General features: G+C 72.1%; 29 protein-coding genes. 8 read left to right on the top strand and 21 right to left on the bottom strand.

What is annotated here, in order from left to right; all coding sequences use genetic code 11:
- Positions 1 to 59: 59 nt before the first annotated feature.
- Positions 60 to 623: a Uma2 family endonuclease gene (locus tag O7615_RS19525; protein WP_278179160.1), complete on the top strand. Its 564-nt coding sequence runs from the start codon at positions 60 to 62 to the stop codon at positions 621 to 623.
- A gap of 64 nt (positions 624 to 687) precedes the next feature.
- Here O7615_RS19525 and O7615_RS19520 read toward each other — a convergent pair whose 3' ends face one another.
- From O7615_RS19520 to O7615_RS19445, 16 genes are all read right to left on the bottom strand, one after another.
- Positions 688 to 1,095, bottom strand: a complete 408-nt coding sequence (locus O7615_RS19520) for a DUF5130 family protein (protein WP_278179159.1) — start codon at positions 1,093 to 1,095, stop codon at positions 688 to 690.
- Positions 1,082 to 1,366: a hypothetical protein gene (locus tag O7615_RS19515; protein ID WP_278182152.1), complete on the bottom strand. Its 285-nt coding sequence runs from the start codon at positions 1,364 to 1,366 to the stop codon at positions 1,082 to 1,084. The genes O7615_RS19520 and O7615_RS19515 overlap by 14 nt, the downstream gene beginning before the upstream one ends.
- 70 nt (positions 1,367 to 1,436) lie before the next feature.
- Positions 1,437 to 2,900 carry an amidase gene (locus O7615_RS19510; protein WP_278179158.1) on the bottom strand — a complete coding sequence of 488 codons (1,464 nt, stop codon included), beginning with the start codon at positions 2,898 to 2,900 and terminating at the stop codon, positions 1,437 to 1,439.
- A gap of 55 nt (positions 2,901 to 2,955) precedes the next feature.
- Complete coding sequence (locus O7615_RS19505) at positions 2,956 to 3,384, bottom strand: hypothetical protein (protein ID WP_278179157.1); 429 nt, start codon at positions 3,382 to 3,384, stop codon at positions 2,956 to 2,958.
- Positions 3,381 to 3,599 carry a type II toxin-antitoxin system VapB family antitoxin gene (locus O7615_RS19500; protein ID WP_278179156.1) on the bottom strand — a complete coding sequence of 73 codons (219 nt, stop codon included), beginning with the start codon at positions 3,597 to 3,599 and terminating at the stop codon, positions 3,381 to 3,383. The genes O7615_RS19505 and O7615_RS19500 overlap by 4 nt, the downstream gene beginning before the upstream one ends.
- A gap of 28 nt (positions 3,600 to 3,627) precedes the next feature.
- Complete coding sequence (locus O7615_RS19495; protein WP_278179154.1) at positions 3,628 to 4,659, bottom strand: amidohydrolase family protein; 1,032 nt, start codon at positions 4,657 to 4,659, stop codon at positions 3,628 to 3,630.
- Positions 4,659 to 5,183, bottom strand: a complete 525-nt coding sequence (locus tag O7615_RS19490) for a 3-hydroxyanthranilate 3,4-dioxygenase (protein WP_278179153.1) — start codon at positions 5,181 to 5,183, stop codon at positions 4,659 to 4,661. Before O7615_RS19490 ends, O7615_RS19495 begins: the two co-directional genes overlap by 1 nt.
- Entirely contained in the window at positions 5,180 to 5,611 is a 432-nt protein-coding gene (locus O7615_RS19485) for a RidA family protein (protein WP_278179152.1), read from the bottom strand. Before O7615_RS19485 ends, O7615_RS19490 begins: the two co-directional genes overlap by 4 nt.
- A complete protein-coding gene (locus O7615_RS19480) occupies positions 5,608 to 6,381 on the bottom strand; it encodes a fumarylacetoacetate hydrolase family protein (protein WP_278179151.1) in 774 nt (257 codons plus the stop codon). The genes O7615_RS19485 and O7615_RS19480 overlap by 4 nt, the downstream gene beginning before the upstream one ends.
- A complete protein-coding gene (gene dmpG / locus O7615_RS19475) occupies positions 6,378 to 7,433 on the bottom strand; it encodes a 4-hydroxy-2-oxovalerate aldolase (RefSeq protein ID WP_278179150.1) in 1,056 nt (351 codons plus the stop codon). Before dmpG ends, O7615_RS19480 begins: the two co-directional genes overlap by 4 nt.
- Positions 7,430 to 8,416, bottom strand: a complete 987-nt coding sequence (locus O7615_RS19470) for an acetaldehyde dehydrogenase (acetylating) (RefSeq protein ID WP_278179149.1) — start codon at positions 8,414 to 8,416, stop codon at positions 7,430 to 7,432. Before O7615_RS19470 ends, dmpG begins: the two co-directional genes overlap by 4 nt.
- Positions 8,413 to 9,207, bottom strand: a complete 795-nt coding sequence (locus tag O7615_RS19465; protein ID WP_278179148.1) for a fumarylacetoacetate hydrolase family protein — start codon at positions 9,205 to 9,207, stop codon at positions 8,413 to 8,415. Before O7615_RS19465 ends, O7615_RS19470 begins: the two co-directional genes overlap by 4 nt.
- Entirely contained in the window at positions 9,204 to 10,685 is a 1,482-nt protein-coding gene (locus tag O7615_RS19460) for a 2-hydroxymuconic semialdehyde dehydrogenase (RefSeq protein ID WP_278182151.1), read from the bottom strand. The genes O7615_RS19465 and O7615_RS19460 overlap by 4 nt, the downstream gene beginning before the upstream one ends.
- A gap of 20 nt (positions 10,686 to 10,705) precedes the next feature.
- On the bottom strand, positions 10,706 to 12,040 hold the full coding sequence (locus O7615_RS19455; protein ID WP_278179147.1) for an NAD(P)/FAD-dependent oxidoreductase: 1,335 nt from the start codon (positions 12,038 to 12,040) through the stop codon (positions 10,706 to 10,708).
- A complete protein-coding gene (gene kynU / locus O7615_RS19450; RefSeq protein ID WP_278179146.1) occupies positions 12,037 to 13,329 on the bottom strand; it encodes a kynureninase in 1,293 nt (430 codons plus the stop codon). Before kynU ends, O7615_RS19455 begins: the two co-directional genes overlap by 4 nt.
- A gap of 11 nt (positions 13,330 to 13,340) precedes the next feature.
- Positions 13,341 to 14,240: a tryptophan 2,3-dioxygenase family protein gene (locus O7615_RS19445; protein WP_278179145.1), complete on the bottom strand. Its 900-nt coding sequence runs from the start codon at positions 14,238 to 14,240 to the stop codon at positions 13,341 to 13,343.
- Positions 14,241 to 14,391: 151 nt separating this feature from the next.
- Between O7615_RS19445 and O7615_RS19440 the strand changes: the two genes are divergently transcribed.
- The 3 genes from O7615_RS19440 (at position 14,392) to O7615_RS19430 (ending at position 16,278) form a co-directional block, all read left to right on the top strand.
- Positions 14,392 to 14,832, top strand: coding sequence for an Lrp/AsnC family transcriptional regulator (locus O7615_RS19440; protein ID WP_278179144.1), 441 nt, complete (start codon positions 14,392 to 14,394; stop codon positions 14,830 to 14,832).
- 72 nt (positions 14,833 to 14,904) lie between these two features.
- Entirely contained in the window at positions 14,905 to 15,435 is a 531-nt protein-coding gene (locus tag O7615_RS19435) for a hypothetical protein (RefSeq protein ID WP_278179143.1), read from the top strand.
- Positions 15,436 to 15,447: 12 nt separating this feature from the next.
- Positions 15,448 to 16,278 carry a class F sortase gene (locus O7615_RS19430; protein WP_278179142.1) on the top strand — a complete coding sequence of 277 codons (831 nt, stop codon included), beginning with the start codon at positions 15,448 to 15,450 and terminating at the stop codon, positions 16,276 to 16,278.
- A 28-nt stretch (positions 16,279 to 16,306) separates the two neighbouring features.
- On the opposite strand, the gene O7615_RS19425 is transcribed toward O7615_RS19430, so the two are convergent.
- On the bottom strand, positions 16,307 to 16,840 hold the full coding sequence (locus O7615_RS19425; protein ID WP_278179141.1) for an HNH endonuclease: 534 nt from the start codon (positions 16,838 to 16,840) through the stop codon (positions 16,307 to 16,309).
- A gap of 251 nt (positions 16,841 to 17,091) precedes the next feature.
- Here O7615_RS19425 and O7615_RS19420 point away from each other — a divergent pair, with 251 nt between their 5' ends.
- The 3 genes from O7615_RS19420 (at position 17,092) to O7615_RS19410 (ending at position 20,222) form a co-directional block, all read left to right on the top strand.
- Positions 17,092 to 18,147, top strand: a complete 1,056-nt coding sequence (locus O7615_RS19420; RefSeq protein ID WP_278182150.1) for a mechanosensitive ion channel domain-containing protein — start codon at positions 17,092 to 17,094, stop codon at positions 18,145 to 18,147.
- Between the two features lie 219 nt (positions 18,148 to 18,366).
- The gene (locus tag O7615_RS19415) at positions 18,367 to 19,713 is read left to right on the top strand and encodes an MFS transporter (protein ID WP_278179140.1); all 1,347 of its coding nucleotides are present in this window, start codon (positions 18,367 to 18,369) and stop codon (positions 19,711 to 19,713) included.
- Positions 19,714 to 19,793: 80 nt separating this feature from the next.
- On the top strand, positions 19,794 to 20,222 hold the full coding sequence (locus tag O7615_RS19410) for a globin (RefSeq protein WP_278179139.1): 429 nt from the start codon (positions 19,794 to 19,796) through the stop codon (positions 20,220 to 20,222).
- 34 nt (positions 20,223 to 20,256) lie between these two features.
- Here O7615_RS19410 and O7615_RS19405 read toward each other — a convergent pair whose 3' ends face one another.
- From O7615_RS19405 to ettA, 4 genes are all read right to left on the bottom strand, one after another.
- The gene (locus tag O7615_RS19405; protein ID WP_278179138.1) at positions 20,257 to 20,841 is read right to left on the bottom strand and encodes a YbjN domain-containing protein; all 585 of its coding nucleotides are present in this window, start codon (positions 20,839 to 20,841) and stop codon (positions 20,257 to 20,259) included.
- Positions 20,842 to 21,008: 167 nt separating this feature from the next.
- Positions 21,009 to 21,689: a hypothetical protein gene (locus tag O7615_RS19400; protein WP_278179137.1), complete on the bottom strand. Its 681-nt coding sequence runs from the start codon at positions 21,687 to 21,689 to the stop codon at positions 21,009 to 21,011.
- The gene (locus O7615_RS19395; protein WP_278179136.1) at positions 21,686 to 22,132 is read right to left on the bottom strand and encodes a thioesterase family protein; all 447 of its coding nucleotides are present in this window, start codon (positions 22,130 to 22,132) and stop codon (positions 21,686 to 21,688) included. The genes O7615_RS19400 and O7615_RS19395 overlap by 4 nt, the downstream gene beginning before the upstream one ends.
- Before the next feature lie 15 nt (positions 22,133 to 22,147).
- Entirely contained in the window at positions 22,148 to 23,824 is a 1,677-nt protein-coding gene (ettA, locus tag O7615_RS19390) for an energy-dependent translational throttle protein EttA (RefSeq protein ID WP_278179135.1), read from the bottom strand.
- A 358-nt stretch (positions 23,825 to 24,182) separates the two neighbouring features.
- Between ettA and O7615_RS19385 the strand changes: the two genes are divergently transcribed.
- The gene (locus tag O7615_RS19385) at positions 24,183 to 25,583 is read left to right on the top strand and encodes a trehalose-6-phosphate synthase (RefSeq protein ID WP_278179134.1); all 1,401 of its coding nucleotides are present in this window, start codon (positions 24,183 to 24,185) and stop codon (positions 25,581 to 25,583) included.
- Positions 25,584 to 25,601: the final 18 nt, after the last annotated feature.

The raw sequence follows: 25,601 nt of genomic DNA, 5'->3' as shown, positions 1-25,601 counted from the left end.
GCGCGGGTGCGAACCCGCGCCGGCCCGGACCGTTATGGTTGCAGAAGGAGGTGGACGTGATGGCACAGCCGACGTTCGAATGGCGCCCACCGGAGCGTGACTGGCGGGAGCAGGATCTCTTCGATCTGCCGGAGGACGGGAGTCGCTACGAGATCATCGACGGGAGCCTGCACGTGACTCCACCGCCGGGGTACGGACACCAGTGGCTGGCCGATGAGATCCGGACAGCGATCAGGGCTGCGGCACCAGCGGGCTGGATGATCATTCGCGAGGCTGGGCTTCGCACCCCGGCCGGCAACCTGATTCCGGACATCACAGCCCTCAGGCCGAGCGCGCCACCGGATGGCATGTGGGCGAATCCGACGGACATCGCGCTCGTCGTCGAAATCGAGTCGCCGAGCAGCCGTCGCCACGACCGGTTCACCAAGCCCGCGCTCTACGCCGAGGCGGGCATCCCCTTCTACTGGCGGGTGGAACGGGGCGACTTCGGGCCGGTGGTCTACCGGTATGAGCTGGTCAAGAAGGTCCACTACAACCTTCTCGGCACGGTCGGGCCGGACGATCCGGTCGAGGTGACCGAGCCGTGGCCGATGCGGCTCGACCCGTCCGCCTGGCCGCGCTGACCTGTCGGCACGAGAAAGCCCGGTCTCCGCGAGGTGGGGACCGGGCTTCGTCGTACGGGACCGGTCAGCCCTTGCCGGCGTACCGGGAGAGCTGGTCGAGCCCCTGGATGATCCCTCCGGCGAGGTCGCCGCCGCCGAAGGCGGCCACCATCGACAGCGCGGCGATCTTGGCGTACGTGTCGGGGACGCGCTTACGGGCGTACCGGCCGGTGACGATCTCCAACTGCCGTTGGTTGGGCGAGATCGCGACCAGCACCGACCGGTCGGGGTCGGCGAGCTGCCCGTGCAGGCGCTCGGCATGCTCCCGGATCGGCTCGTCGAGGCCGCCGACGAAGACCGAGAAGACCAGGCCCGTCGTCTTGTCGGCCAGGCGCAGCGCCTCGTCGATGCGCAGCAGCTGGCGGGTCGAGAACGGCCCGTCGAGCACGTCGGGCGGGGTTTCCGTCCCGGGCTGCTTCTCACCAACGGTCACTTGCGCCTCCGGTTCCACCGGCCGGCGCCTCGGCACCGGCCTGTTCCTGCTTGCTGCTGGTCAGCGCGGGCGCCTGTGCCCCCACCGACAGCACCGCGCCGGCGGAGTCGGCCAGCTCCTCCGGCCGGCCGAGGAACCACACCGGCGTGAAGCTGAACGGTCGGCCCGGCCGGTAACGCTTGGCACCACCGCCACCACCCCGGCTGCCCGCGTAGACCAGGCCGGCAATCACCAGCACGACGGCTGCCGGGATGCCGACGAAGACCAGCAACGTGTCGGTTACAGACAATCCCAACGCCCCCAGGCGGAAAGAGAGACCTTCGACCGGGTCGGGTGACGGTTCACCGCGGTGACCTCCCGACTCCGCTGCCATTCACGTTAGCGGAGCCGACGCCCCGCCAGACTGCGGGGTGCCGATCCCACCCGCCACTGGAGGACTCCAGTTGCGCAGCGGTCGCGATCAGCCTCGCGTCGTCGCCGTAGCGGCCGGTGAGCAACACACCCACCGGTAACCCCTCGGCGGTCGTACCGACCGGCAGCGAAACGGACGGTTCACCCGTGACGTTGAAGACGGCACAGTACGGGGAGAACCGGCGTTGCCGGTCGAAGTCCTCCTCCGGGGTGCGCCCCTGCGTGAACCAGCCGACCGGCGCCTGCGGGGCCGCCAGGGTCGGGCAGAGCAGCAGGTCGCAGCCGGCGGTACGGCGGGCACCGAGGCGTACCTGCGCCTGGATCTCACCGAGGGTCGCGGTGAGGGTGCCGGCGGAGATCCCGGCTGCCCGGGAGCGCAGGAAGCGGGTCAGCGGCAGCAGTTCGGCCTCCCGCCCCGGCGGCACCGGCGCGAGCGCGAGGACGTACCAGACGATCTCGAACAGCGGCCAGACCTGGGGCCCGAGCGGCGCCGGCACCTCGACCACCTCGTGGCCGGCGGCGGTGAGCAGCGCGGCGGCCCGGTCCACCGCGGCGAGACAGTCCGGGTGCACCGGTTCGTCGGCGAGCATCGGGGCGGTGAACCGGCCGACCCGCAGCCGCCCGGGCTCGGCGGCGCGGGCCGCCGCCAGGTAGCCGCCGGGCGGCGGTGGGGGCGGCAGGTACGGCTCACCGGGCACCGGCTCGGCCAGCACGTCCAGCAACGCGGCCACGTCGGCGACACTGCGGCCGATCGGGCCGTTGGTCGGCAGGCCGAAGGCACCGAAGCCGAGCGGGCCGCCGGAGACCAGGCCGCGGCTGGGCTTGTAGCCGACCAGGCCGCACAGCGAGGCCGGGATGCGCAGCGAACCACCGCCGTCGGAGCCCTGCGCCACCGGCACCAGGCCCGCCGCCACGGCCGCCGCCGCGCCCCCACTGGACCCACCGGCGGTGTACGCCAGCTCCCACGGGTTGCGGGCCGGTGGGGCCACCAGGGTCTCGGAGTAGAGCGAACAGCCCAGCTCGGAGGTGGTCGTCTTGCCGAGGCTGACCAGGCCAGCGGCCCGGATGAACCGCACCACGTCCGCGTCGACCGGTGGCACGAAGTCGGCGAAGGCGGCCGAGCCGAAGGTGGTGCGGACACCCGCCGTCAACGTCAGATCCTTGATCGCGGTCGGTACGCCGTGCAGCGGCCCGCGCCGGTCCTTCGGCGTCGCGTCCGCCACCCGCGCGGCCTCGCGGGCCAGGTCCGCGGTGACGGTGACGAAGGCGCCGACCGTGTCACCGAGCGCGTCGACCCGCCGCAGGTGATGCTCGACCAGGTCCAGGCTGGACAGCTCGCCCCGGGCGACCGCGGCGGCCTGCTCCAGCGCGGTCAGGTCGTGCGGCTCGGCCATGCCGCCATCCTGCCCGCTCAGATCGTCCGCCGCCGCCTCGACACGAGGGCCGGCGTCAGGACAGGGTGCCGGGCGGCGACACCCACTCCGACCGGGGGCCGCCCGCGTCCGTCAGGAGATCGAAGTCGCGGTCGTAGTGGAGCACGGTCGCCGAGTACTCGGCGGCGGCCGCCGCCACCGTGACGTCCACCGGGCTCGCTGCCCGATGGTGACCCCGAGCCGTCAACGCCAGCTGCAGGTCCCGCGCCCGGGTAGCCACGGCGGAGGTGATCGGAAGGTCGGTCATCAGCTCGGCACGACGGGCGCGCACCGTCATCGCGTCGCGGAAGTCACGGGCGCTGCGCCCGTCCTCCAGATCGAGCGGAAGGCAGGTGGCGGCGAGTCGCTCCTCAAGGATCGCCAGGATGCGCTTGCCGACGATCGGATGGCGGAGGCGGCCCCAGGCAGAGGTGTCTATGAGGTACAGCCCGACCGGAGGTGTCACTCGGCGTCCTGCTCGCCGCGAGGTGTCTTGTCGTCGGCGAGCAGGCCGGTCCAGTCCCGGTCGATCGAGAGCAGTTCCCGGATCGCCTCCATCCGCTCGCCGCGCTCGGCGACCATCCGGAGGGCAGCGTGGATCGTGTCCTTCTTGCTCTTGGTGCCCAGTTCACGACGAGCCCGTTCGAGCAGCTCGTCGTCAAGGTCGATAACGGTCTTCATGTGCCGAGTGTATACGGCTGAGTCATGTTTATATACCAGCGATGCCGAGGAACCGCAGGGCGTTGCGGGAGAGCAGGTCGGCGCGCTGGGCGTCGGTGAGGAAGCCGGCCTCGTGGACCACGCGGCCGGCCGGGCGCTCGCCCAGCGGGTACGGGTAGTCGCTGCCCACCAGCACCCGGTCGGCGCCCATCGTGTCCACCAGCAGCCGCAGCGCCGGGGTGGAGAAGACCACCGAGTCGACGGAGAACCGGTCCACGTAGGAGCTGGGCGGGGCGACGGAGGAGCCGCGTACCAGGTCGCCACGGCGGTGCCAGGCGTTGTCGGCGCGGCCCAGCCAGAACGGGAAGCTGCCACCGCCGTGAGCGAAGCAGATCCGCAACGTCTCCGGCACCCGGTCGAAGACCCCGCCGAGGATCATCGCCAGCACCGACAGGTGGGTCTCGGCGGGCATGCCGGTGAGCCAGCGGGCCATCCACCGGTCGAGCCGGGGGCCGCCGGTCATGTCCCACGGGTGGACGAAGACCGGCGCGCCGACCTCGGCGCAGTGGGTCAGGAAGGTCACGATGCCGGCGTCGTCCAGGTCCCGATCGCCCACGTGGTTGCCGATCTCCACGCCGACGTGGCCGGCCGCCAGGCAGCGGTCCACCTCGGCGCAGGCCGCGTCCGGGTCCTGCAACGGCACCTGGCAGAAGGGCAGCAGCCGGTCGCCACCGGCGGCGGTGACCTCCAGGGTCAGGTCGTTGAAGATCCGGGCCACCTTCACCGCCTGGTCGGCCGGGCGGTCGTAGCAGAAGAAGACCGGCGTGGGCGAGACCACCTGCACGTCGACCCCGTCGGCGGTCATGTCGGCCAGCCGGGTGTCGGCGTCCCAGCACTCCGCGCCGACCGGCCGGAACTCCGTCTCGCCGACCATGATCATGGCCGCGCGCTCCGAGTCGATCCGCAGCCAGGGCCAGCCGGACCCACCGCACGCCGCCGCGAGGTCCGGCCACCCCTTCGGTACGACGTGCGTGTGCACGTCCACCACCGGCGACGGCGCCCCGGCGACCGGATCCGCCATCAGCCCTTGCCCGGGTGCAGCGTGCCGCAGTGGTCACAGGTGCGCGCGGACTCGTCGGCGTAGAACGCGGCGAAGACCGGCGGCAGGTCGGCGGCGATGTCGCGCACCTGCAACTCCACCTCGTGCACCTTGTGGTCGCACCCGGGGCAGTACCACTGGAACCTCTCCAGCGTCCCCTCCTCGCGTACCCGCTCGATCACCACTCCGATCGAGCCGGCCTCCGGCCGCTGCGGCGAGTGCGGGGTGTTGCGCGGCAGCATCCACATCTGGCCCTCGCGCACGTGCACCGTCCGCGGCCCCTCCGGGAGCATCAGGTCGACGTGCATGTTCCCCTTGATCTGGTAGAAGAACTCCTCGTACGGGTCGACGTGGAAGTCGGTGCGCTGGTTCGGCCCGCCGACCACCATCACGATGAAGTCCTCGGAGCCGGGCAGCATCTCCTTGTTGCCCACCGGCGGCTTCAGCAGGTGCTGGTTCTCCGCGATCCACCCCGGAAAGCTGAACGGCTCGGCGATCTCACTCACGACTGGCCTCCTTCTGGGAGCAGGGCGACGGCCTGCATCTCGATCAGCAGGTGCGGATGCGGCAACTGGTGCACGGCGACGGTCGTCCGGGTCGGCCCGGTCGCGTCGAAGAACTCCGCCCACACCTCGTTGTATCCACCGAAGTCATTCATGGTGACCAGATACGACGTCACCTGCACCAGGTCGGACAGCCCGGCGCCCACCGACCGCAGCAGATCACCGATGTTCTCGATCACCGCGCGGGTCTGCACCCGGATGTCCAGGGCGGTCGTGCCGTACTCGTCCACCGACACGCCGGCGAAGCTGTTGTCCGCCCGCCGCGACGACGTGCCGGACACGAACACGAACCCGCCGGCCACCTTCACGTGCGGAAACGCCCCCCGGGGAACGGCCTTCCCCGGCACCACGCGCGCCTGCCCACCACTCACGACGACGCCTTCAACGACGCCGTACCGAGCTTCTCGATCACGGCCCGGACATGGGCACCGGGGCGCAGCGGAACCGCGGCCGTGGCCGCGCCGGCCAGGAACACCCAGCCGTCGCGCAACCGCACGCCGTGCCGCCCCGCCAGCCGGATCCCCTCGTCCAGCGCCCGGCGCGGGTCGCCGAGGATCGCCGCCGTCGAGCCGACCTGCGCCAGGCGCCCGTCGACCTCCAGCAGCACGCCAAGGTTCTCCAGCCCGTCGGGCACCGGCGACCACGGCCCGACGACGAAGGCGCCGGCCGAGGTGTTGTCGGCGATCACGTCCGGCAGCGAGAAGGTGAAGTTCGCGTAGCGGGAGTCGATCAGCTCGATCGCCGGGGCGACCGCCCGGACCGCGTCGGTGAAGGCGCCGACCGGCTCACCGGGCTCGGGGAGCCGGTCCAGCAGGAAGGCCACCTCCGGCTCGACCCGGGGATGGATGAAGCCGGCCACGTCGACCGTGCCGCCGTCGGGCACCCGCATCACGTCGGTGAGCCGTCCCCAGATCACCTCGTCCACCCCGACCTGGGCCATCTTCGCCCTGCTGGTGAGCCCCATCTTCAGCCCGACCAGCCGCTCCCCCCGGCTCAGCCGGCGCTGTACCAGGGCGGCCTGCACGGCGTACGCGGCGTCGACGTCGAGGCCGGTCTCGGTGGCGAGTTGCGGGATCGGACGGGCCGCGTCGGCCGCCGCGCCCAACGTCTCGGCGATCCCCGCGATGTCCGGCCCGATCATGATTTCCCCCTGCCCGCGAGGTCCAGCGCCACATCGACGATCATGTCCTCCTGCCCGCCGACCATCCGCCGCCGGCCCAACTCGACCAGGATCGACCGGACGTCCACGCCGTAGCGCGCCGAGGCCCGTTCGGCGTGCCGCAGGAAGCTGGAGTAGACCCCCGCGTACCCCAGGGAGAGGGTCTCCCGGTCGACCTGGACGGGCCGGTCCTGGAGCGGGCGGACGATGTCGTCGGCGGCGTCCATCAGCGCGAAGACGTCGCAGCCGTGCGTCCAGCCGTGCAGTTCGGCGACCGCGACGAAGACCTCCAGCGGCGCGTTGCCGGCACCGGCGCCCATCCCGGCCAGCGAGGCGTCCACCCGGACCGTCCGCCCGGCGCCGGACCCGGCCGGGCCGGCACCGGCGACCCGGCCGTGCTCCACGGCGATCACGCTGTTGGCCACCCCGAGCGAGAGGTTGTGGTGGGCGTGGATGCCGATCTGCGTGGTCGGCTCCAGCACCTGCCGGTACGCGTCGATCCGCTGCGCCACGTCGGACATCAGCAGCCGACCGCCCGAGTCGGTGACGTAGACGCAGTGCGCGCCGTACGACTCCATGAGCTTGGCCTGCTCGGCCAGCCCGGTCGGGTCGTTCAGGTGGGACATCATCAGGAAGCCGGCCACGTCCATGCCGTTCTCCCGGGCCCACGAGATGTGCTGGGCGGAGATGTCGGCCTCGGTGCAGTGGGTGGCGATGCGGACACTGGTCACCCCGAGCGCCCGGGCCGCCCTCAGGTCGGCGATGGTGCCGATGCCGGGCAGCAGCAGCGTGGTCAGCTTCGCCCTCGTCATCACCTCGGCGGCGGCCGAGATCCAGTCGGCGTCGCTCGCCGCGCCGTGGCCGTAGTTCACGCTGGAACCGGCCAGGCCGTCGCCGTGCGCCACCTCGATCGCGGCCACCCCCGCCGCGTCCAGCGCGGCCGCGATGGTCCGGACCTGGTCGACGGTGTAGCGGTGCGCGATGGCGTGCATGCCGTCGCGCAGCGTCACGTCCTGGATGTACAGCTCGGTCATCGTGCAGCCAGCTCGGCGCGGTGGGCGACCAGTCGCTGCGCGGTGCGCAGCGCGGCCGAGGTCATGATGTCCAGGTTCCCCGCGTACGCGGGCAGGTAGTGCCCGGCGCCGGAGACCTCCAGGAAGACCGAGACCTGCCACCCGGTGACCCGCCGCCCCAGCGACGGCACGTAGGTGTCGACCCGGTCGAACTGCACGTCCTGCTTGAGCCGGTAGCCCGGGACGTACTCCTGCACGCTGGCCACCATGGCGGCCACCGAGTCGGCGATCGCGCCCCGGTCGGCGTCCGGGTCCGGGCAGAGGCAGTAGACCGTGTCCCGCATCAGCAGCGGCGGCTCGGCCGGGTTGAGCACGATGATCGCCTTGCCCCGGTCCGCGCCGCCGACCACCTCGATCGCCCGGGCCGTGGTCTCGGTGAACTCGTCGATGTTGGCCCGGGTGCCCGGACCGGCCGAGCGCGAGGCGATCGAGGCGACGATCTCGCCGTACGCGACCGGGGTGACCCGGCGCACCGCGGCGACGATCGGCACGGTCGCCTGTCCACCGCAGGTGACCATGTTGAGGTTCGTCTCGGCCAGGTGCTCGTCCAGGTTGACCGGCGGCACGACGTACGGGCCGATCGCGGCCGGGGTCAGGTCGACGACCGTCCGCCCGTGCCCGCGCAGCACCGCATCGTTGTGCCGGTGCGCACCGGCCGAGGTGGCGTCGAAGACCAGCTCGATGTCGGCGAACTCGGGCAGCGCGACCAGGCCGTCCACCCCCTGCGCCGTGGTGGCCACGCCGAGCCGGCGAGCCCGGGCCAGCCCGTCGGAGGCCGGGTCGACACCGGCCATCGCCACCATCCGCAGGCTGGCCGGGGAGGAATGCGGCGGGGCGGAGTCCCGCCGGCGCGACCCGTCAGCAGCACCGCCCAGCCGGAGCACCTTGATCATCAGGTCGGTGCCGATGTTGCCCGACCCGAGCACCGCCACACCCGTCGTCATGAGAGGTCCTCCCGGGAGAAGCAGGTCCGCACCGAGCCGAGCCCGGAGATGCGGGCCTCGTACGCCGCGCCCGGCGTCACCGCCACCATCGGGCCGAGCGCGCCGGAGAGCACCACGTCACCGGCGCGCAGCGGGTCGCCGGCGCGGGCCATGGTGCCGGCCAGCCAGGCCAGCGCGTGCAGCGGGTTGCCGAGGCAGGCCGCACCGGCGCCGACCGACACCGGTTCCCCGGCGTGTTCCAGCACCATCCCGCACAGCCGCAGGTCCACCTCGGCGGGCCGGCGCGGCGCGGTGCCGAGCACGAACAGTCCGCTGGAGGCGTTGTCGGCCACCGTGTCCACGATGGAGATGTCCCAGCCGGCGACCCGCGAGTCGACGATCTCGATGGCCGGCAGCAGGTGGTCGACGGCGCGCAGCAGGTCGGCGGCGGTGACCCGGTCATCGGGCAGGTCGGCGCCGAGCACGAAGGCGATCTCCGCCTCCACCCGGGGCTGGAGCAGCCGGTCGAGGGCGACCTCGGCGCCGTCGGGCACCGCCATCGCGTCGGTGAGCACCCCGAAGTCCGGCTCGTAGACCCCGAGGCTCTCCTGCACCGCCCGGGAGGTGAGCCCGATCTTCGCACCCACCCGGCGCCGCCCGGCCGCCAGCCACTCGCGCACCTGGAGCTGCTGCACCCGGTACGCGGACTCGACATCGTCGGCCGGCAGCAGCCGCCCCCGCAGCGGCGGGCAGGGCTTGCCGCTCTCCCGGGCCTCGGCCAGTTCCCGGGCGGCCGCCTCGATATCAATCATGACAGATCCACGCAGACGTTGGTGAGTTCGGAGTAGAAGTCGAGCGAGTGCACGCCGCCCTCGCGGCCGATGCCGGAGGCCTTCACCCCGCCGAACGGGGTGCGCAGGTCACGCAGGAACCAGGTGTTGACCCAGACGATGCCGGCGTCCAGCCGGGCGCCCGCCCGGTGCGCCCGACCGACGTCGCGGGTCCAGACCGTCGCCGCCAGGCCGTACTCGGTGCCGTTGGCCAGGGCGTACGCCTCGTCCTCGTCGTCGAAGGGCGCCACGTGCACCACCGGACCGAAGATCTCCTCGGTGTTGGTCCGGGCGTCCGGGCCGAGCCCGGTCAACACGGTCGGTTGCACGTACGCGCCGCCGTCGCGGGCGTCGCCGAACCGCGGCACCCCGCCGCCGGCGAGCACCTGCGCGCCCTCGACCCGGGCCAGCTCGTAGTGCCCGAGCACCTTGTCCCGGTGACCCTGCGAGATCAGCGGCATGTTCACCGTCGCCTCGTCGGCCGGCCAGCCGTACGCCAGCTCGCCGGCGCGCGCCGCCAGCCGGGCGGTGAACTCCTCGAACACCGGCCGCTGCACGTAGATCCGCTCGGTGCAGAGGCAGACCTGACCCCCGTTGGTGAAGCTGGAGCGCACCGACCCGGTCACCGCCGCGTCCAGGTCGGCGTCGGCGAAGACCAGCCCGGCGTTCTTGCCCCCCAGTTCGAAGCTGACCGCCTTCACCCCGTCGGCGGCGGCCCGCATGATGGCGCCACCGGTGGCCGACTCGCCGGTGAAGGTGATCGCGTCGACACCCGGATGCCGGGTGAGGAACTCACCGGCCGAGTCCGGCCCGAAGCCGTGCACCAGGTTGAACACGCCGTCGGGCACGCCGGCCGCGGCCATCACCTCGGCCAGCAGGGTGGCCGACGCGGGTGTCTCCTCGCTGGGCTTGACCACCACCGCGTTGCCGCAGGCCAGCGCCGGGGCCACCTTCCAGGTGAGCAGGAGCAGCGGCAGGTTCCACGGCACGATCACGGCGACGACGCCGACCGGTTTGCGTACCGCGTAGTTCAGCGCCCGCCCGCCGCCGGCGGTGACCGTCGTGAACGACTCGGTGGGCGCGGTCGCCACGATCTCCGCGAAGGCCCGGAAGTTCGCCGCACCGCGCGGGATGTCCAGGGTACGGGCCTGCGAGATGGCCTTGCCGGTGTCGGCGACCTCGGCGGCGACCAGGTCGTCGAAGCGGCGCTCCAACTCGTCGGCGATCCGGCGCAGCACCTCGGCGCGCTCGCGCTCCCCCATCCGGCCCCACGGCCCGCGCAGCGCCGCCCGGGCGGCGGCGACCGCGTCGTCCACCGTGGCGCGGCCGGCCTCGACCACCTCGAAGACCGGCTCGCCGGTGACCGGGCTGCGCTTGGTGAACCGGGTGCCGGTGTCGACGAAGGCGCCGCCGACGAAGTTGCGCAGCAGGCCCGGACCGCCCGGTGCCTGGCCGGCCATCAGCCGGGGATCCCAGAGCGTCATCGGCGTCCCCGCCGCCCGAGCGCCACCGCCGCGCCGGCCACCGCCACCGTCACACCGGCGGCCACCGCGCCGAGCACCTGGTACTGCCGGCGGACCCGGCGCCGCACCTGCGCGTACGGGACGGTGGAGAAGGAGACCAGCTCGTACTGGGACACGTAGCGGCCGGGCAGCGCCCGTTCCAGGGCGTGCTCGATCCGCTTGCGGGTGCGGAAGACCGGCGAGGCGACCATGTCCCGCATCTCCACGAAGTTGGCCAGCGCCATCCGGGCGATCGCCTCGGCGTTGTCCTGCCGGCGGTGCTGGAACAGCGGCAGCGCCGCCGACCAGTCCCCGGCGCACTCGTCGAGGCAGCGGTCCAGCTCCACCACGTCCTCGAAGGCGCAGTTCGCGCCCTGACCGTAGAACGGCACGATGGCGTGCGCCGCGTCGCCGAGCAGCCCGACCCGCCCGTCGACCTGCCACGGGTCGCAGCGCACGGTGCCGAGCACGCCGACCGGGTTGTGCTGGTAGTCGTCGATCAGGTCCGGGGCGATCGGCAGCAGGTCCGGGTAGTGCTGCGCGAAGTGCCGCTCGATCGCCGCCGGGCTGCCCAGCGAGGCGAAGCTGGCGGTGCCGTGGGTGGGCCAGAACAGCGTGCAGGTGAACGAGCGGTCCGGGTTGGGCAGCGCGATCATCATCGAGGTGCCGCGCGGCCAGATGTGCAGCGCGCCCGGATCGAGCGCGAACTCACCGTCCAGCGGTGGGATGGTGAGTTCCTTGTAGCCGTAGTCCAGGAAGTCGACGCTCTCGGTGAGCAGGCCGTGTCCGAGCAGCTGCCCGCGTACCGCCGAACCGGCGCCGTCGGTGCCGAGCACGACCGTGGCGTTCGCGGTGACCGTGCCCTGCGGGGTCTGGAAGGTCATCTCACCGGTGGCCGGGTCGAGCCCGACCAGCCGGTGGTCGAAGGCGATCCGCACCCCGGGCAGCTTGGCGGCGGCCGCCAGCAGCGCGTTGTTCAACGCGCCCCGGCTGATCGAGTTGATCGCCCGGTCACCGTCGACGCTGTACGGCTGGAAGCCCGGCTCGCCCACCACCGGGTGCACCATCCGCCCGCGCATCGGCAGCGCGTCCGCCATCAGCTGCTCGTCGAGCCCGATGCGGCGCAGCGCGTCCAGGCCACGCTCGGAGAGGGCCAGGTTGATCGAGCGGCCCCGCTCGGGTGTGCCGGTGCGCGGGTCCGGCCGCCGCTCGTAGAGCGCCACCGGATGACCCCGCCGGGCCAGGAAGCAGGCGAGCAGGCAGCCGGCCAACCCGGCGCCCACCACCGCGACCTCGTCGCGTTCCCGGCTCATCCCGTCGTCTCCACGGTCGCGGTCAGCGCGTCGGCGACCCGCCAGCAGTCGTGGTACGTCGAGTACAGCGGCACCGGGGCGAACCGGACCACGTCCGGCTCCCGGGCGTCGGCGATCACCCCGTGCTCGTGCCGCAGCCGCTTGGTCAGCTCGGCGGCGCTGCCCGCGCCGATGCGTACCGAGAGTTGGCAGCCGCGACGGCGCGGCTCGCGCGGGGTGATCACCGACAGCGGCCGACCGGCGGCCACCTCGTCCAGCAACCGGTCCAGGTAGCCGGTGAGCCGCAGGCTGCGCTGGCGCAGCGCCGCCATGCCCACCGAGTCGAACAGTTCCAGCGAGGTACGCACCGGCCCCATCGCGAAGATCGGCGGGTTGGAGACCTGCCACGCCTCGACGGTGGCCGGTGGCCGGCTGACCGCCGCCATCTCGAACCGGGTGGCGGCCGCCGTGCTCCACCAGCCCTCGAAGCGGGGCAGCGCCGCGTCGTCGTGGTGCCGTTCGTGCACGAAGACGCCGGCCAGCGCCCCCGGCCCCGAGTTGAGGTACTTGTACGAGCACCAGGCGGCGAAGTCGACGTCCCAGTCGTGCAGCGACAGCGGCACGTTGCCCGCCGCGTGGGCCAGGTCCCAGCCCACCACCGCGCCGGCGGCCCGCCCGGCGGCGGTGATCGCCGGGATGTCCATCAGCTCACCGGTGAGGTAGTTGACGCCGCCGAGCAGGACCAACGCGACGGTGTGCCCCTCGGCGGCGAGGAACGCGGTGACGTCCTCGGTCCGCAGGATGTCCTCGCCGGGGCGCGGCGCGAGCCGGACCACCGTGGCGTCCGGGTCGAGGCCGTGGAAGTGCGCCTGGCTGCGCACCGCGTAGCTGTCCGACGGGAAGGCGGTGTCCTCGATGACGATCCGGGTCCGCGTGCCGACGGGCCGGTAGAAGCTGACCATGAGCAGGTGCAGGTTGACCGTCAGCGAGTTCATCACCACGGTCTCCGTGGGCAGGGCGCCGACCAGTCGGGCCGCCGGCGCCGTCAGCGACTCGTGGTACGGCAGCCAGGGCCGTTCCGCCTCCAGGTGCCCCTCGACGCCGAGCCGGCGCCAGGCGTCCAGATCGGCCAGGAGTTCGGTACGGGTGGCCCTCGGTTGCAGGCCGAGCGAGTTGCCGGCCAGGTACGCGGCCTCGGGGTAGCGGCCACCGTCGGCCGGTGGCACGTGGAACAGGTGCCGGTGCCCCGGGTCGGCGGCGTCCAGGCGCAGCGCCTCGGCCTCACCGGCGCCGATCTCGTCCGTCGTCATCGCCTCTCGCCTCACATCGCGGTACGGGCCGACCACAGCTCCGGGAAGACCACCCGGGCCATGCTGCGTTGCAGCCACGCCAGCCCGGCCGAGCCACCGCTGCCGACCTTGGCGCCCATGGTGCGCTGGACCGCCTTGATGTGGTGGTGCCGCCAGTCACCGAACTGCTCGGCCACCTCGGTCAGCGCCTCGCCGAGCAGCCGCAGGTGGTTGTCCGGGCCGGTGTCGGCGTAGATGCGCACCCAGGCCGCCTCGATGACGGGGTGCGCCTCGTGCTCGACGGCCACGTCCCGCTCCAGCAGCTCGGCGGGCAGGTCGTGACCGTGGCGGGCGAGCAGCGCGAGCACCTCGTCCCAGACGCTCGGCGTGGCCAGGGCGGCGGTCAGCTCGGCGTGCACCTCGGTCTGCCGGCGGAACGGCCGGATCAGGGCCGGGTCGCGCAGCCCGAGCAGGAACTCCAGGTGGCGGTACATGGCCGACTGGAAGCCCGAGCCCTCGCCGAGCAGGTTGCGGAACCGGTTGAAGTCGGCCGGGGTCATCCAGCGCAGGCCGCGCCAGGCGGCGTTGAGCCCCTCCAGGTGCAGCGCGGCCCGGCGCAGCGGGGCCAACGCCTCCCACACCCGGTCGGCGCGCAGCAGCCGGGACGCATCCCGCAGCTCGTGGCAGGTTAGCCCGAAGTACAGCTCCATGATCTGGCTGACCATCAGGAAGGACATCTCGCCCGGGTCGCTGCTCAGCGGCTGCTGGAGCCGGTGCAGCGTGCTGGCCTGCACGTACGCGTCGTACGGCACCCGCTCGGTGAACTCCAGGGTCGGCTCACCGCCGTTGCGCGCGGCGCGGGCCGCCCGCTGCCGTGGCGTGACCGGACGCACCGCCGTCCTGGTCCCCGGGCTCAGCTCGGTCTGCTCCATGCGTCCGCTCCCTCCTTCATGCCTGCCTTCCAGTCATGATCCCCTGCCGGGTTCCCCGGACGGAATGCCTCTTCAACGGCGCTTTGGCGGGATGGCCTAAGGAACACAAACCGCTGGCCGGGATCGACCTTCCGGACGTAAGGTCGTCAGCGTGGACGAGATGGACTGGGCGCTGCTGCGCGAGTTGCAGGCCGACGCACGGTTGTCGTTCAGCGAACTGTCCCGGCGGGTGCATCTCTCCCCGCCGGCGGTGGCCGAGCGGGTGCGCCGGCTGGAGGAGACCGGTGTGATCACCGGATACCACGCCGATGTCGACCTCACCCGGGCCGGCCGCACGGTGGTCGCGCTGATCCGGATGTCCTGCTATGGCGCCCGGTGCATCCTGCACGACCCGGAGGTCGCGGGATGGCCGGAGATCCTGGAGATCCACCGGATCACCGGTGACGCGTGCAGCGTGCTGAAGGTCGCGGTCGGCTCGATCGGGACGTTCGAGGCGGTCATCGACCGGCTCGCACCGTACGGCCAGCCGTCCAGCACGATGGTCCTCTCCACCCCGCTCACCCGGCAACCGATCACCCCGCTCCCCGGTTAGCACCGCGAGCAGGGGGAAAGCCCCGCAGGTCGCCCCAGCAGGACCGGTGCACCGGTGCCGGGAGGGAGGATCATGCGGGGTCTGCGACCGTACGGGGGCATCCGCCACGCCCCGTCGACCATCGTCCGACTGCTCGGGGCGTTCGCACTGATCGGGGCGTTCGTCCTGGTCGGCGCGGCACCCGCCAGGGCGGGTCAGGACACCTTCGTCGAGGTGACGCCGAACAGCGTCCAGGCCGGCTCCCGGGTGAACATCCGGGCCAGCTGCGACAACGCCAACGACCGGCAGGCCGAGGTGACCTCGGACGCGTTCAACCGGGTCTTCCTCCGGCCGGACAACGGCCTGCTCACCGGGTCGGTCACCGTGCCGGGCAACAAGGCGGCCGGCGACTATCCGGTGCACCTGCGCTGTGACAACGACCGGACAGCCACCACCACCCTGACCGTGCTGAACATGGACCAGCCCACGAAGGGCCCGGCGACCGGTGGCGGTGGCACCGCCGGCCGCAGCACGGGCTCGATGCTGCTGCTCGGCGGCGCCGCCACGGTGGCCGCGGTGGTGGTCTTCGGGCTGATCAGCAGCCGACGCCGGGCCGGCTCCTGACCGACTGTCGCCATGACCGGCTGCCGCGTACCCGCGCCGGAACCGGGTCCGGGCGCCCCCCGGACCACCGCCCGCCGCGCCTGGCGGCGGGTGGTGGCCCTGGCCGCGGGCCGGCTGGGCCGGGTGACCGCGCAGATGGGATCGGCCAGCGTCGCCACGCCCGACCCGTCGACCCCGCCACTGCCACCGAGACCGCGCCGCGCCTGGTCGGTGGGGGCCCGACGGCGCGCCCACTCCGGCCCGGGGCTGCCGGTGCTGGTGATCGGCTCGCTCATGCTGCTGATCATCACGATGCTCGGCGTCGAGCGGCTGACCGGGCTGAACCTGCTGCCGGACCGCTTCATCGCCGGGCTGGCGCAGCCACCGAAGGAGTTCCCGGTGCTGGCGGCGAGCGAGCCGGTCGGAATCGAGATCAACAAGATCGACCTGGCGGCGCCGGTGCACAACGTGGGCATCGCACCGGACGGCAGCATCGCCGCGCCACCCGCCGAGCGGGCGCAGGAGGCCGGCTGGTACGACCAGGGCCCGACCCCCGGCCAGTACGGCCCGGCCGTCATCGTGGGGCACGTCGACACCACCACCGGCCCGGCGGTCTTCCATGAGTTGCCGGACCTGCGGGCCGGTGACCGGGTCGAGGTCGCCCGGTCGGACGGCTCGGTGGCGGTCTTCGAGGTCGACCGGGTCGGCAGGTACGACAAGGAGCAGCTCCCGGCGGACGACGTCTTCGGTGACTTCAGCCGTCCCCAGCTACGGCTGATCACCTGCGGCGGGCGCTGGGTGGGTGGGCAGACCGGCTACGCGGACAACGTGGTGGTGTTCGCCTCGCTGGTCGACTCTCGCTAGGTCTGTCGTGGTCGCGGTGGGGGTGGGGTTACGCGGCTTCGGGTTCGCGGAGGTCCAGCCAGTCGGCCCAGCGCGGGTCGGGTGCGCGGTGGCCGAGCACCCGCCAGGCGATCCCCTTCGGGGCGGTGGGCGGCGAGTGCAGTCGCCAGCCCAGCTCGGCCGGGGTCTTGTCGCCCTTGGTGTGGTTGCACCTGGCGCAGGCGGCCACCACGTTCTCCCAGGCGTGCCGCCCACCCCGGCTGCGCGGGAAGACGTGGTCGATGGTCTCCGCCGGGCCACGGCAGTAGGCGCAGCGCCGGCCGTCCCGAGCGAAGATCGCCCGGCGGGACAGGCCCACGTGGGTGCGGTACGGCACCCGGACAAATCGGGTGAGCCGGACGACCGAGGGCACCGGCAGCGCGTTGCGGGCGCTGTGCAGGATGCCCTCGCCGTCGGCGACGCAGATCGCCTTGGCGGAGAGCACGAGGATCGCGGCCCGACGTACCGACACGACACACAGCGGCTCGTAGGTGGCGTTGAGAACCAGCGCGCCGGAGCCCACCGTGGGTCGTATGTCAGGCATCGCGTCACCCTCCCGGTCAAGCGGCTTCCCACTCGCCGCCGCCGACCGGCACCGGGCGCAGCCGGGCACCACGTCGACGCCGGCCGGATCACCGACGTCCGCTGCGCCAATAGTCCCTGATCGGACCCGCGAATGCACGTACTAATCCGGGCTACCCGCACCGGCTTTCCGCCCGGCAGCGCCCGGTCGGGAGGTCCGGCGTCACCCACCGGAGGGTCGGCGACGCGCCCGCCGGGCGGGTGCGGTACGAAATCAGGGTGACCGTCAGCAGCCCCACCCCCGCGCCGTCGCCCAGCCCCGAGGTGGTCGACACACCCAGCCCGGAGTGCCTGGACGAGTTCCTGTGCGACTTCGTCTGGAACCACACCGACTCGGTGTGGTTCGCCGAGGGCAGCTTCTGGATCCTGGTCAAGCCGCTGCGGATCGTCATGATCCTGCTGCTGGCGATGGCCGTCCGGTGGCTGGTGCAGCGCACGATCCGCCGGCTGGTGCGGACCACCACGGACGCCGGCGTGCCGCCCATGCTCCGCCCGCTGCGCGAACGCATCCCGAGTGCCGCCACCGCTCCCGACGAGTTCGTCCCGGAGCGCCGCCGGCAGCGTGCCGAGGCGATCGGTTCGGTGCTGCGCAGCATGAGCACGGCCTTCATCCTCGGCATCGCCGTGCTGATGGTGCTCAAGGAACTCAGCTTCGATCTGGCACCGCTGCTGGCCAGTGCGGGAATCGCCGGCGTGGCCCTCGGCTTCGGCGCGCAGAGCCTGGTGAAGGACCTGATCGCGGGACTGTTCATGCTGATCGAGGACCAGTACGGGGTCGGCGACAACGTCGACCTCGGCGAGGCGACCGGCGTCGTCGAGGCGGTCGGGCTGCGGGTCACCACCGTCCGCGACGGGCGGGGTGTGCTCTGGTACATCCGCAACGGCGAGATCGTCCGGGTGGGCAACCGGAGCCAGGGCTGGGCGTTGGTGGTGGTCGACCTGCCGATCGGCTTCGCCGGCACCGAGGAGGCCACGGCGGTCCTGCGTACCGCCGCCGCGTCACTCGCCGTGGACCCGCAACTGGCGACGTCGATCGTCGAGCCACCCGAGGTGCTCGGCGTCGAGCAGGTCACCGTGGAGGGCACCGTGATCCGGACGGTGGTCAAGACCACCGCCGAGGGGCAGTTCACCGTGGGCCGGGAGCTGCGCCGCCGGCTCGCCGAGGCGCTGGAGAACTCCGGTATCACGGCGAGGATCGCGGCGGGCCGTCCCCAGCCCGGCGCACCTACTCGTTCCGAGACCGAGACCGGTCAGGGCGGGGCCGCCTGAGCCGTCCGCCGGGGGTCGCGGCCGAGAAGCCCCTCGGGTATCGTCCGTTCGTTCAGTCGGAGATGCGACCGACCAACCGTTCGCCCTAGCCAGTTCTCAGACTATCGGGCAGAATCCGGTGCACGCGCTCCCGAGCGCGTCATGTTCTCGCTGATCCGCAGACCTGACGATGTTCCGGGCGGCCACCACGAGTGGCCTGCCACCGGAACGGTGGAGGCGATGGTGTCCGACGAGCGACCTTCTGCGGAAGGGCCGGCCACTTTCCGTGAGATTTTCGCCCAGAGTGAGTACCGCGCCGTCCTCTCGGCCAACACGCTGACCTGGGTCGGTGACTATGCCGCCAAGGCGGCGGTCACCCTCCTGGTCTATCGGGAGACCGAGTCCGTCGCGCTGTCGGCGGCCGCCTTCGCGATCAGCTACCTGCCCTGGTTGATCGGCGGGCCGCTGCTGGCCACGATCGCCGAGCGGCACCCGTACCGGCGGGTCATGATCATCTGCGATCTCGTCCGGATGGCGCTGATGCTGATCGTCGCCATCCCGGGGATGCCGGCGCCGATGATCCTGGCGCTGCTGTTCTTCGTCACCTTGGCGAACCCACCGAGCCAGGCCGCGCGGTCCGCCCTGATGCCGCTGATCCTGCCCGGGGACCGGCTCGTCGTCGGGATCTCGGTCAACGCCAGCGTGGGGCAGGCCGCCCAGATCGTCGGCTATCTGCTCGGTGCCGCCGTGGCGACGGTCAACCCCACCGCCGCGCTGCTGATGAACGCGGCCACCTTCGCGATATCGGCCGGGATCGTCCGGCTCGGCGTCCGCCACCGACCGCCGGCGATGACCAGCGAGCACCGCAGCAACCTGCTCCGGGAGACCGCCGCCGGGTTCGGGATGGTCTTTCACACGCCGGTGCTGCGGGCGATCGCCGTGCTGGTCTTCAGCGCCATGCTCTTCTCCATCGTGCCCGAAGGGCTGGCCGCCGCCTGGGCGAACGAACGCGCCGGGGCGAGCATGGACCCGGGCCTCGCGCAGGGCGTGATCATGGCGGCCACGCCGCTCGGGTTCATCGTCGGCGGGTTGGTGATCGGGCGCGCCGTCGCACCGGCCCGCCGGCTGCTCCTGCTGCGGCCGTTGGCCGTCCTCGCCCCCCTGAGCCTGGTGCCCGCACTGCTCGATCCGCCGCCGGTGGTGGTGGCACTGCTCGCCGCCACCTGCGGGTTCGCGGTCGCCGGGCTGCTGCCGGTGGCCAACGGCCTCTTCGTCCAGGCCCTCCCGGACGGCTTCCGGGCCCGGGCATTCGGTGTCATGGCCACCGGCCTCCAGGTCACCCAGGGAGCCGCGGTGATGGCGACCGGCTTGCTCGCCGACCGCTTCCCGATCCCGATCGTCGTGGGGCTGTGGAGCGCAGCCGGGGTGGTGCTGATGTCGCTCGTCGCCCTGCGCTGGCCCGATCAGCAGACCGTGAACGCCGCCGTCACCGCCGCCCGGGCCGCCTCCGGCGCGCCGCCGGCGGCAGCGTCCTCCGACGATCCCGGTCACGTGGAGCCGGGCCGGCCCCGACACGCGGTGACCTGACCCACGCGGTGACCTGACCCACCGTCGTTCCGCCCGGTCCGGCCGGGCAGCCGCCCGCCGACGCCTGGCAGGATGGAACGGTGAATCCCGTAGGTGAGTCCGAGGGTCGCGGCGAGGCGGTCACGCTCTTCGACGCCGTCGGCGGCGAGCCCACATTCCGCAAACTGGTCGACGAGTTCTACGCCGGCATCGCCGACGACCCGCTGCTGCGCCCGATGTATCCGGAGGAGGATCTGGGGCCGGCCGCCGACCGGATGCGACTCTTCCTCATGCAGTACTGGGGCGGCCCGAACACCTACTCCGCCCAGCGGGGGCATCCCCGGCTGCGGATGCGGCACGCCCCGTTCCGGATCGGTGCCGCCGAGCGCGACGCCTGGCTGCGTCACATGCGGCGCACGGTCGACAGCCTCGACCTGCCCCCGGCGCTCGCCACCGAACTCTGGAACTATCTCGAACGGGCGGCGTACTTCATGGTGAACGTGATGGAGGACCCGTCGGCCCGCGAGTGAACGGTCTCCGCACCGCGCGGGCGGTCGTCGCCCGTCAGAGCAGGGCACCCTCGTCGTGCAGCCAGTCGACGAAGCTGGTGGCCACGGCGGCGCCGCAGTCGAGCAGTTCCACCAGGAGCGCGTCGTGGGCGCCCGCCGCGAGCGGGACCTGCAACTCGGCGTAGATCGGCAACTGGCCGCGCTCGGTGGCGTCCCCCACGTACGCCTTGCAGAAGCGGCGGGTGTGGTTCCACTCGTTGACCACCCGGTAGGCCCGGTCCGCCCAGTCCGGCGGCACGGTCGCGTGCGGCCGGGCCCGCAGCACGAGGATCTCGTCTTCGGGGCCCTCCAGGGTGACCAGCACGGCGTGCCGCTCCCACATGGCCAGCAGGTTGCCGTCCCCGTCGGCGAGGTAGCGCACGTCGAGGAGGTCGAGCGCGTCGCAGATGCGACGCAGGGTGACCTGTTCGACGGTGGCGGGCATGTCGGCGATCAACGGATGCTCCCCACCCGGGCAGTCGTCCCCCGGTTGGCGGGGCGCCGGCGGTCCGACCCGGACAGCACCCTCCACCGTGATCCTGCTTCGAGTTTCCGAGTCACCGCCACCGGCGGGACCTGGGCGCCATGACCACCACGGCATCGCTCGCGCACCTCACTCCCCAGCGGATCCGGACTTGCCGGCGGATCCAGACTCCCCAGCGGATCCAGTCGCCTACGGTGGGTTGGATCCGAGGATGGACGGTACCCGGACAGCCGGAGCGAAGCATCCCCCCAACGCCAGCACCAAGCCGGAAGGATGACTGGTGCTCATCCTTTCGCCTGAGCCTCGGCCGGCCGTACGGCAAGATCCGTGGCCTTCTGCGACCAGATGGCTCCATACGGTCCCACCAGGCCAATCCATCGGCCCGTCGTACGGACCTGCACCCGGTCCTCGCCCGGCGGAGCCTCGGACGGCCCGAGGAACCCCATCCGCACGAGACCCTGCACCATCCGCTGGGTCACCTCCACCGGACGGTCAGGCTCGTCGTCGGGGGTGACCACCACCGCGACGTGGTCCAGCAGGGCGTCCCGCAGCGCGCGCTGCCCGACCGCCCGACCCGCGACCCCCTGCTCGGCCGCCTCCCGCAGGGTGCCCGCCGCCGCGTCGGCGAGGCGACGCAGTTCCCCGCCGGGCAGCGTCTCCACCCGGCGGCCGGCGGCGGGCGGTAGCGCCCACCGCCACTGCGCGTCGAGGCGGGCGGGCAGCGCGGCGCGGCCGGCCGCCAGCTCGGCGAGCAGCTGCCCGGCGGCGACGGTGACGTCACCGGCACCCGGCCCGGCCACCGTACGCACCGCCAGCACCCCCCACGGCAGCCTGGCCCAGAGGGCGGTACGCGCGGCCGGAGCCGCCGGACGGAGCCGGACCAGGGCGGCGCGCTCCAGCCGGACGAGCCGGGCCAGGAACGCCCCCGCGTCGGCGACGCCCACGATGCCGTGCCCGTCGCTCACGGCACCGGACCAACCGGTGCGTACCCGAGCAGGAACGCCCGCTCCGGTTCGGTCAGTCGCCGGGGCACCTGCCGGGCCAGGTCGAACGGCACCAGCACCGAGCGGGCCCGGCTGACGAGGCGGTCGCCGTCGTACATCTCGTAGCCGAGGGTGAAGGACGCGGCCCGCACCTGCTCCACCCACAGCTCGATCCGCACGGTGGGTGCCGCCTCGGCGGTGGCCCGATCGAGGGCGTAGTCGACCGGGCGCAGGTAGTCGACCTCGTGCCGGCGGATCACCACGCCGTCGGCGAACGAGTCGACCCCGTGCGCCCGGGCACCGACGAACATCAGCGCCACCCGGGCCTCCTCGTAGAGGGTGAGGAAACGGGCGTTGTTGACGTGGCCGTACGCGTCCAGGTCGGACCACCGCAGGCCACAGTGGTAGACGAACCGGTCAGCCAAGGGGATCAGCCCCGGTCAGTCGCGGGTCAGCTTGCGGTACGTCACCCGGTGCGGGCGGGCCGCCTCGGCACCGAGCCGGTCGATCTTGTTCTTCTCGTACGCCTCGAAGTTGCCCTCGAACCAGAACCACTTCGCCGGGTCCTCGTCGTCGCCCTCCCAGGCCAGGATGTGCGTGGCGACCCGGTCCAGGAACATCCGGTCGTGGGAGATCACCACGGCGCACCCGGGGAACTCCAGCAGGGCGTTCTCCAGGCTGGAGAGGGTCTCCACGTCCAGGTCGTTGGTCGGCTCGTCGAGCAGGATGACATTGCCGCCGATCTTCAGCGTCAGCGCCAGGTTGAGCCGGTTGCGCTCGCCGCCGGAGAGCACCTTGGTCGGCTTCTGCTGGTCCGGCCCCTTGAAGCCGAACGCGGCGATGTACGCGCGCGACGGCATCTCGACCTTGCCCACCATGAGGTGGTCCAGCCCGTCGGAGACGACCTCCCAGACGGTCTTGTCGCCGTCGAGGCCCTGCCGGTTCTGGTCGACGTACGACAGGGAGACCGTCTCGCCGATCCGGACCGCGCCGGCGGTCGGCTCCTCCAGCCCCACGATGGTCTTGAACAGGGTGGTCTTGCCGACGCCGTTCGGGCCGATGATGCCGACGATGCCGTTGCGCGGCAGGGAGAACGACAGGTTGTCGATCAGCACCCGGTCGCCGAAGCCCTTGGTCAGCCCGTTCGCCTCGATGACGGTGTTGCCCAGGCGCGGACCCGGCGGGATCTGGATCTCCTCGAAGTCCAGTTTGCGGGTCTTCTCCGCCTCGGCGGCCATCTCGTCGTACCGGTCGAGACGGGCCTTGGACTTGGTCTGCCGGGCCTTGGCGTTGGAGCGCACCCACTCCAGTTCCTCGGAGAGCCGCTTCTTCATCTTGGCGTCCCGGCGGCCCTCCACGGCCAGCCGGGCGGCCTTCTTCTCCAGGTAGGTGGAGTAGTTGCCCTCGTACGGGTACGTCCGGCCACGGTCCAGTTCGAGGATCCAGTTGGCCACGTTGTCGAGGAAGTACCGGTCGTGGGTGATGGCGACGACGGTGCCGGCGTACTTGGCCAGGTGCTGCTCCAGCCACTGCACGCTCTCCGCGTCCAGGTGGTTGGTGGGCTCGTCGAGCAGCAGCAGGTCGGGCGCCTCCAGCAGCAGCTTGCACAGCGCGACGCGGCGACGCTCACCGCCGGAGAGCTGGGTGACGTCGGCCTCCGGCGGCGGGCAGCGCAGCGCGTCCATCGCCAGTTCGAGCTTGGAGTCGACGTCCCAGGCGTCGGCGTGGTCCAGCTCCTCCTGGAGCCGGCCCATCTCCTCCATCAGCTCGTCGGAGTAGTCGGTCGCCATCTGCTCGGCGATCTTGTTGAACCGCTCCAGCTTGGCCTTGGTCTCGGCGACCGCCTCCTCGACGTTGCCGAGCACGGTCTTGGCGTCGTTGAGCGGGGGCTCCTGGGCGAGCATCCCCACGGTGAAGCCGGGCATCAGGCGGGCCTCGCCGTTGCTCGGCTGATCCCAACCAGCCATGATCTTGAGAAGGCTGGACTTTCCGGCGCCGTTCGGACCGACCACACCGATCTTGGCACCCGGCAGGAAGTTCAGCGTCACGTTGTCGAGCACGACCTTGTCGCCGTGCGCCTTGCGTGCCTTGTCCAGGACGTAGATGAACTGGGCCACGGTGCGGGCTCCTCCGTCGATTCCGATCGCCGATTCGCGTGGTGCGGGCGCGGGTCAGGGCCGCCGCCCGCCGCCGCCGGCCGGGTCGGCCGGGCGCACGCCGTCGTCAATCCTGACAGGTACGCCGGGCCTTGCCCACATCGCCCCGCCCGGCCGGGCGGGGCGACCGGTACCGCCCCGGGCGTCGATCGTGACCGACCCGGGCGTCGACACGGGCGGTCAACCTGTCAACATGATCACGTCCAGGCTTCGGCGAGTTCGGGACGGGTAGGTGAGTCCGGCACTGGGCACCAGACGCCGCAGCTACGCTCAGTACGCTCATCGCGGTGGAACCGTCAGCACCCGGAGGTGGCCGATCGTGACCGTCCGTAGCTCCTTTGTCGTAGTGGCGAATCGACTGCCGGTCGACGAGGTGAGCACACCCGAGGGACGGCAGTGGCGACGCAGCCCGGGCGGGCTGGTCACCGCGCTACATCCCGTCCTCGCCGAGCACCAGGGCACCTGGGTCGGCTGGGCCGGCGGCACCGGCGCGGCCCCCGAGCCGTTCGACCTGGAGGGCATCCGGCTGCACCCGGTGCCGCTGAGCGCCGAGGAACTGGAGCGCTACTACGAGGGGCAGTCCAACGCGACGATCTGGCCGCTCTACCACGACGCGGTCGAGACCCCCGCCTACAAGCGCCGCTGGCGCGAGGCGTACCGCCTGGTCAACGCGCGATTCGCGGAGGCCGCGGCGGAGGTCGCGGCCGACGGCGCCACCGTCTGGGTCCAGGACTACCAGCTCCAGCTGGTGCCGGCGATGCTCCGGGAGCTGCGCCCCGACCTGCGGATCGGCTTCTTCCTGCACATCCCGTTCCCACCGATCGAGCTGTTCATGCAGATGCCGTTCCGCACCGAGATCCTGCGCGGTCTGCTCGGCGCCGACCTGGTCGGGTTCCAGCAGCGGCTGGCCGCGCAGAACTTCGTCCGGCTGGCCCGGCACCTGCTCGGTCTGCGCTACGAGGGGCAGATGATCCAGGTGGACGGGCGCCAGGTGAAGGCCGGCGCCTTCCCCATCTCGATCGACACCAGGGAGATGGAGCGGCTCGCCGCCGACCCGGCGATCCAGGCCCGGGCCAAGGAGATCCGCGAGGAACTGGGCAACCCGCGGACGATCATCCTCGGCGTCGACCGGCTCGACTACACCAAGGGCATCGAGTTGCGCCTCAAGGCGTTCCGCGAACTGCTTGCTGACGGAAAGTTGACAGTTCCCGACGCCGTTATGGTGCAGGTCGCCACGCCCAGCCGCGAGCGGGTGGAGCACTACCAGGCACTCCGCGTCAAGGTCGAGCGCGAGGTGGGTCGGATTAATGGCGAATTCGGCCGGGTTGGCGTACCGGCGGTGCACTATCTCCATCAGTCGTACAGTCGGACAGAACTGGCTGCGATGTACGCCGCCGCCGACGTGATGATGGTTACTCCGCTGCGCGACGGAATGAACCTGGTGGCCAAGGAGTACGTCGCGTCCAGGGCGGACCACGGTGGCGCTCTCGTACTCAGTGAGTTCGCCGGCGCGGCCACCGAGCTGCGTCAGGCGTTCCTGTGCAACCCGCACGACCCGGACGCGGTCAAGGACGCTCTGCTACGGGCCGTGCACGTGGAGAAGCCGGAGGCTCGTCGCCGTATGCGGACCATGCAACGCCATCTGCGCACCCATGACGTGGGGCACTGGGCGAAGTCGTTCCTCACCGAGCTCGGGGTGCCCGACATGGAGGCGGCGTGAACGCCGCGCCCAACGAGA

Source organism: Micromonospora sp. WMMD1082, from assembly GCF_029626175.1.
Lineage (GTDB): Bacteria > Actinomycetota > Actinomycetes > Mycobacteriales > Micromonosporaceae > Micromonospora.
This window is presented reverse-complemented; position numbering and strand designations above follow the sequence as displayed.

Bases quoted from the DNA above. Each gene is read 5' to 3' on its own strand.
- dmpG (WP_278179150.1), bottom strand. From the start codon at position 7,433: ATGACCGAGCTGTACATCCAGGACGTGACGCTGCGCGACGGCATGCAC.
- O7615_RS19405 (WP_278179138.1), bottom strand. From the start codon at position 20,841: ATGCCGTGGTGGTCATGGCGCCCAGGTCCCGCCGGTGGCGGTGACTCG.
- O7615_RS19495 (WP_278179154.1), bottom strand. From the start codon at position 4,659: ATGGCGGATCCGGTCGCCGGGGCGCCGTCGCCGGTGGTGGACGTGCAC.
- O7615_RS19445 (WP_278179145.1), bottom strand. From the start codon at position 14,240: ATGGAGCAGACCGAGCTGAGCCCGGGGACCAGGACGGCGGTGCGTCCG.
- O7615_RS19430 (WP_278179142.1), top strand. From the start codon at position 15,448: ATGACCGGCTGCCGCGTACCCGCGCCGGAACCGGGTCCGGGCGCCCCC.
- O7615_RS19460 (WP_278182151.1), bottom strand. From the start codon at position 10,685: ATGGCCGGCCAGGCACCGGGCGGTCCGGGCCTGCTGCGCAACTTCGTC.
- O7615_RS19470 (WP_278179149.1), bottom strand. From the start codon at position 8,416: ATGACGACGGGTGTGGCGGTGCTCGGGTCGGGCAACATCGGCACCGAC.
- O7615_RS19465 (WP_278179148.1), bottom strand. From the start codon at position 9,207: ATGATTGATATCGAGGCGGCCGCCCGGGAACTGGCCGAGGCCCGGGAG.
- O7615_RS19415 (WP_278179140.1), top strand. From the start codon at position 18,367: ATGGTGTCCGACGAGCGACCTTCTGCGGAAGGGCCGGCCACTTTCCGT.
- O7615_RS19455 (WP_278179147.1), bottom strand. From the start codon at position 12,040: ATGAGCCGGGAACGCGACGAGGTCGCGGTGGTGGGCGCCGGGTTGGCC.
- O7615_RS19480 (WP_278179151.1), bottom strand. From the start codon at position 6,381: ATGATCGGGCCGGACATCGCGGGGATCGCCGAGACGTTGGGCGCGGCG.
- O7615_RS19500 (WP_278179156.1), bottom strand. From the start codon at position 3,599: ATGAAGACCGTTATCGACCTTGACGACGAGCTGCTCGAACGGGCTCGT.
- O7615_RS19435 (WP_278179143.1), top strand. From the start codon at position 14,905: ATGCGGGGTCTGCGACCGTACGGGGGCATCCGCCACGCCCCGTCGACC.
- kynU (WP_278179146.1), bottom strand. From the start codon at position 13,329: ATGACGACGGACGAGATCGGCGCCGGTGAGGCCGAGGCGCTGCGCCTG.
- O7615_RS19510 (WP_278179158.1), bottom strand. From the start codon at position 2,900: ATGGCCGAGCCGCACGACCTGACCGCGCTGGAGCAGGCCGCCGCGGTC.
- O7615_RS19525 (WP_278179160.1), top strand. From the start codon at position 60: ATGGCACAGCCGACGTTCGAATGGCGCCCACCGGAGCGTGACTGGCGG.
- O7615_RS19425 (WP_278179141.1), bottom strand. From the start codon at position 16,840: ATGCCTGACATACGACCCACGGTGGGCTCCGGCGCGCTGGTTCTCAAC.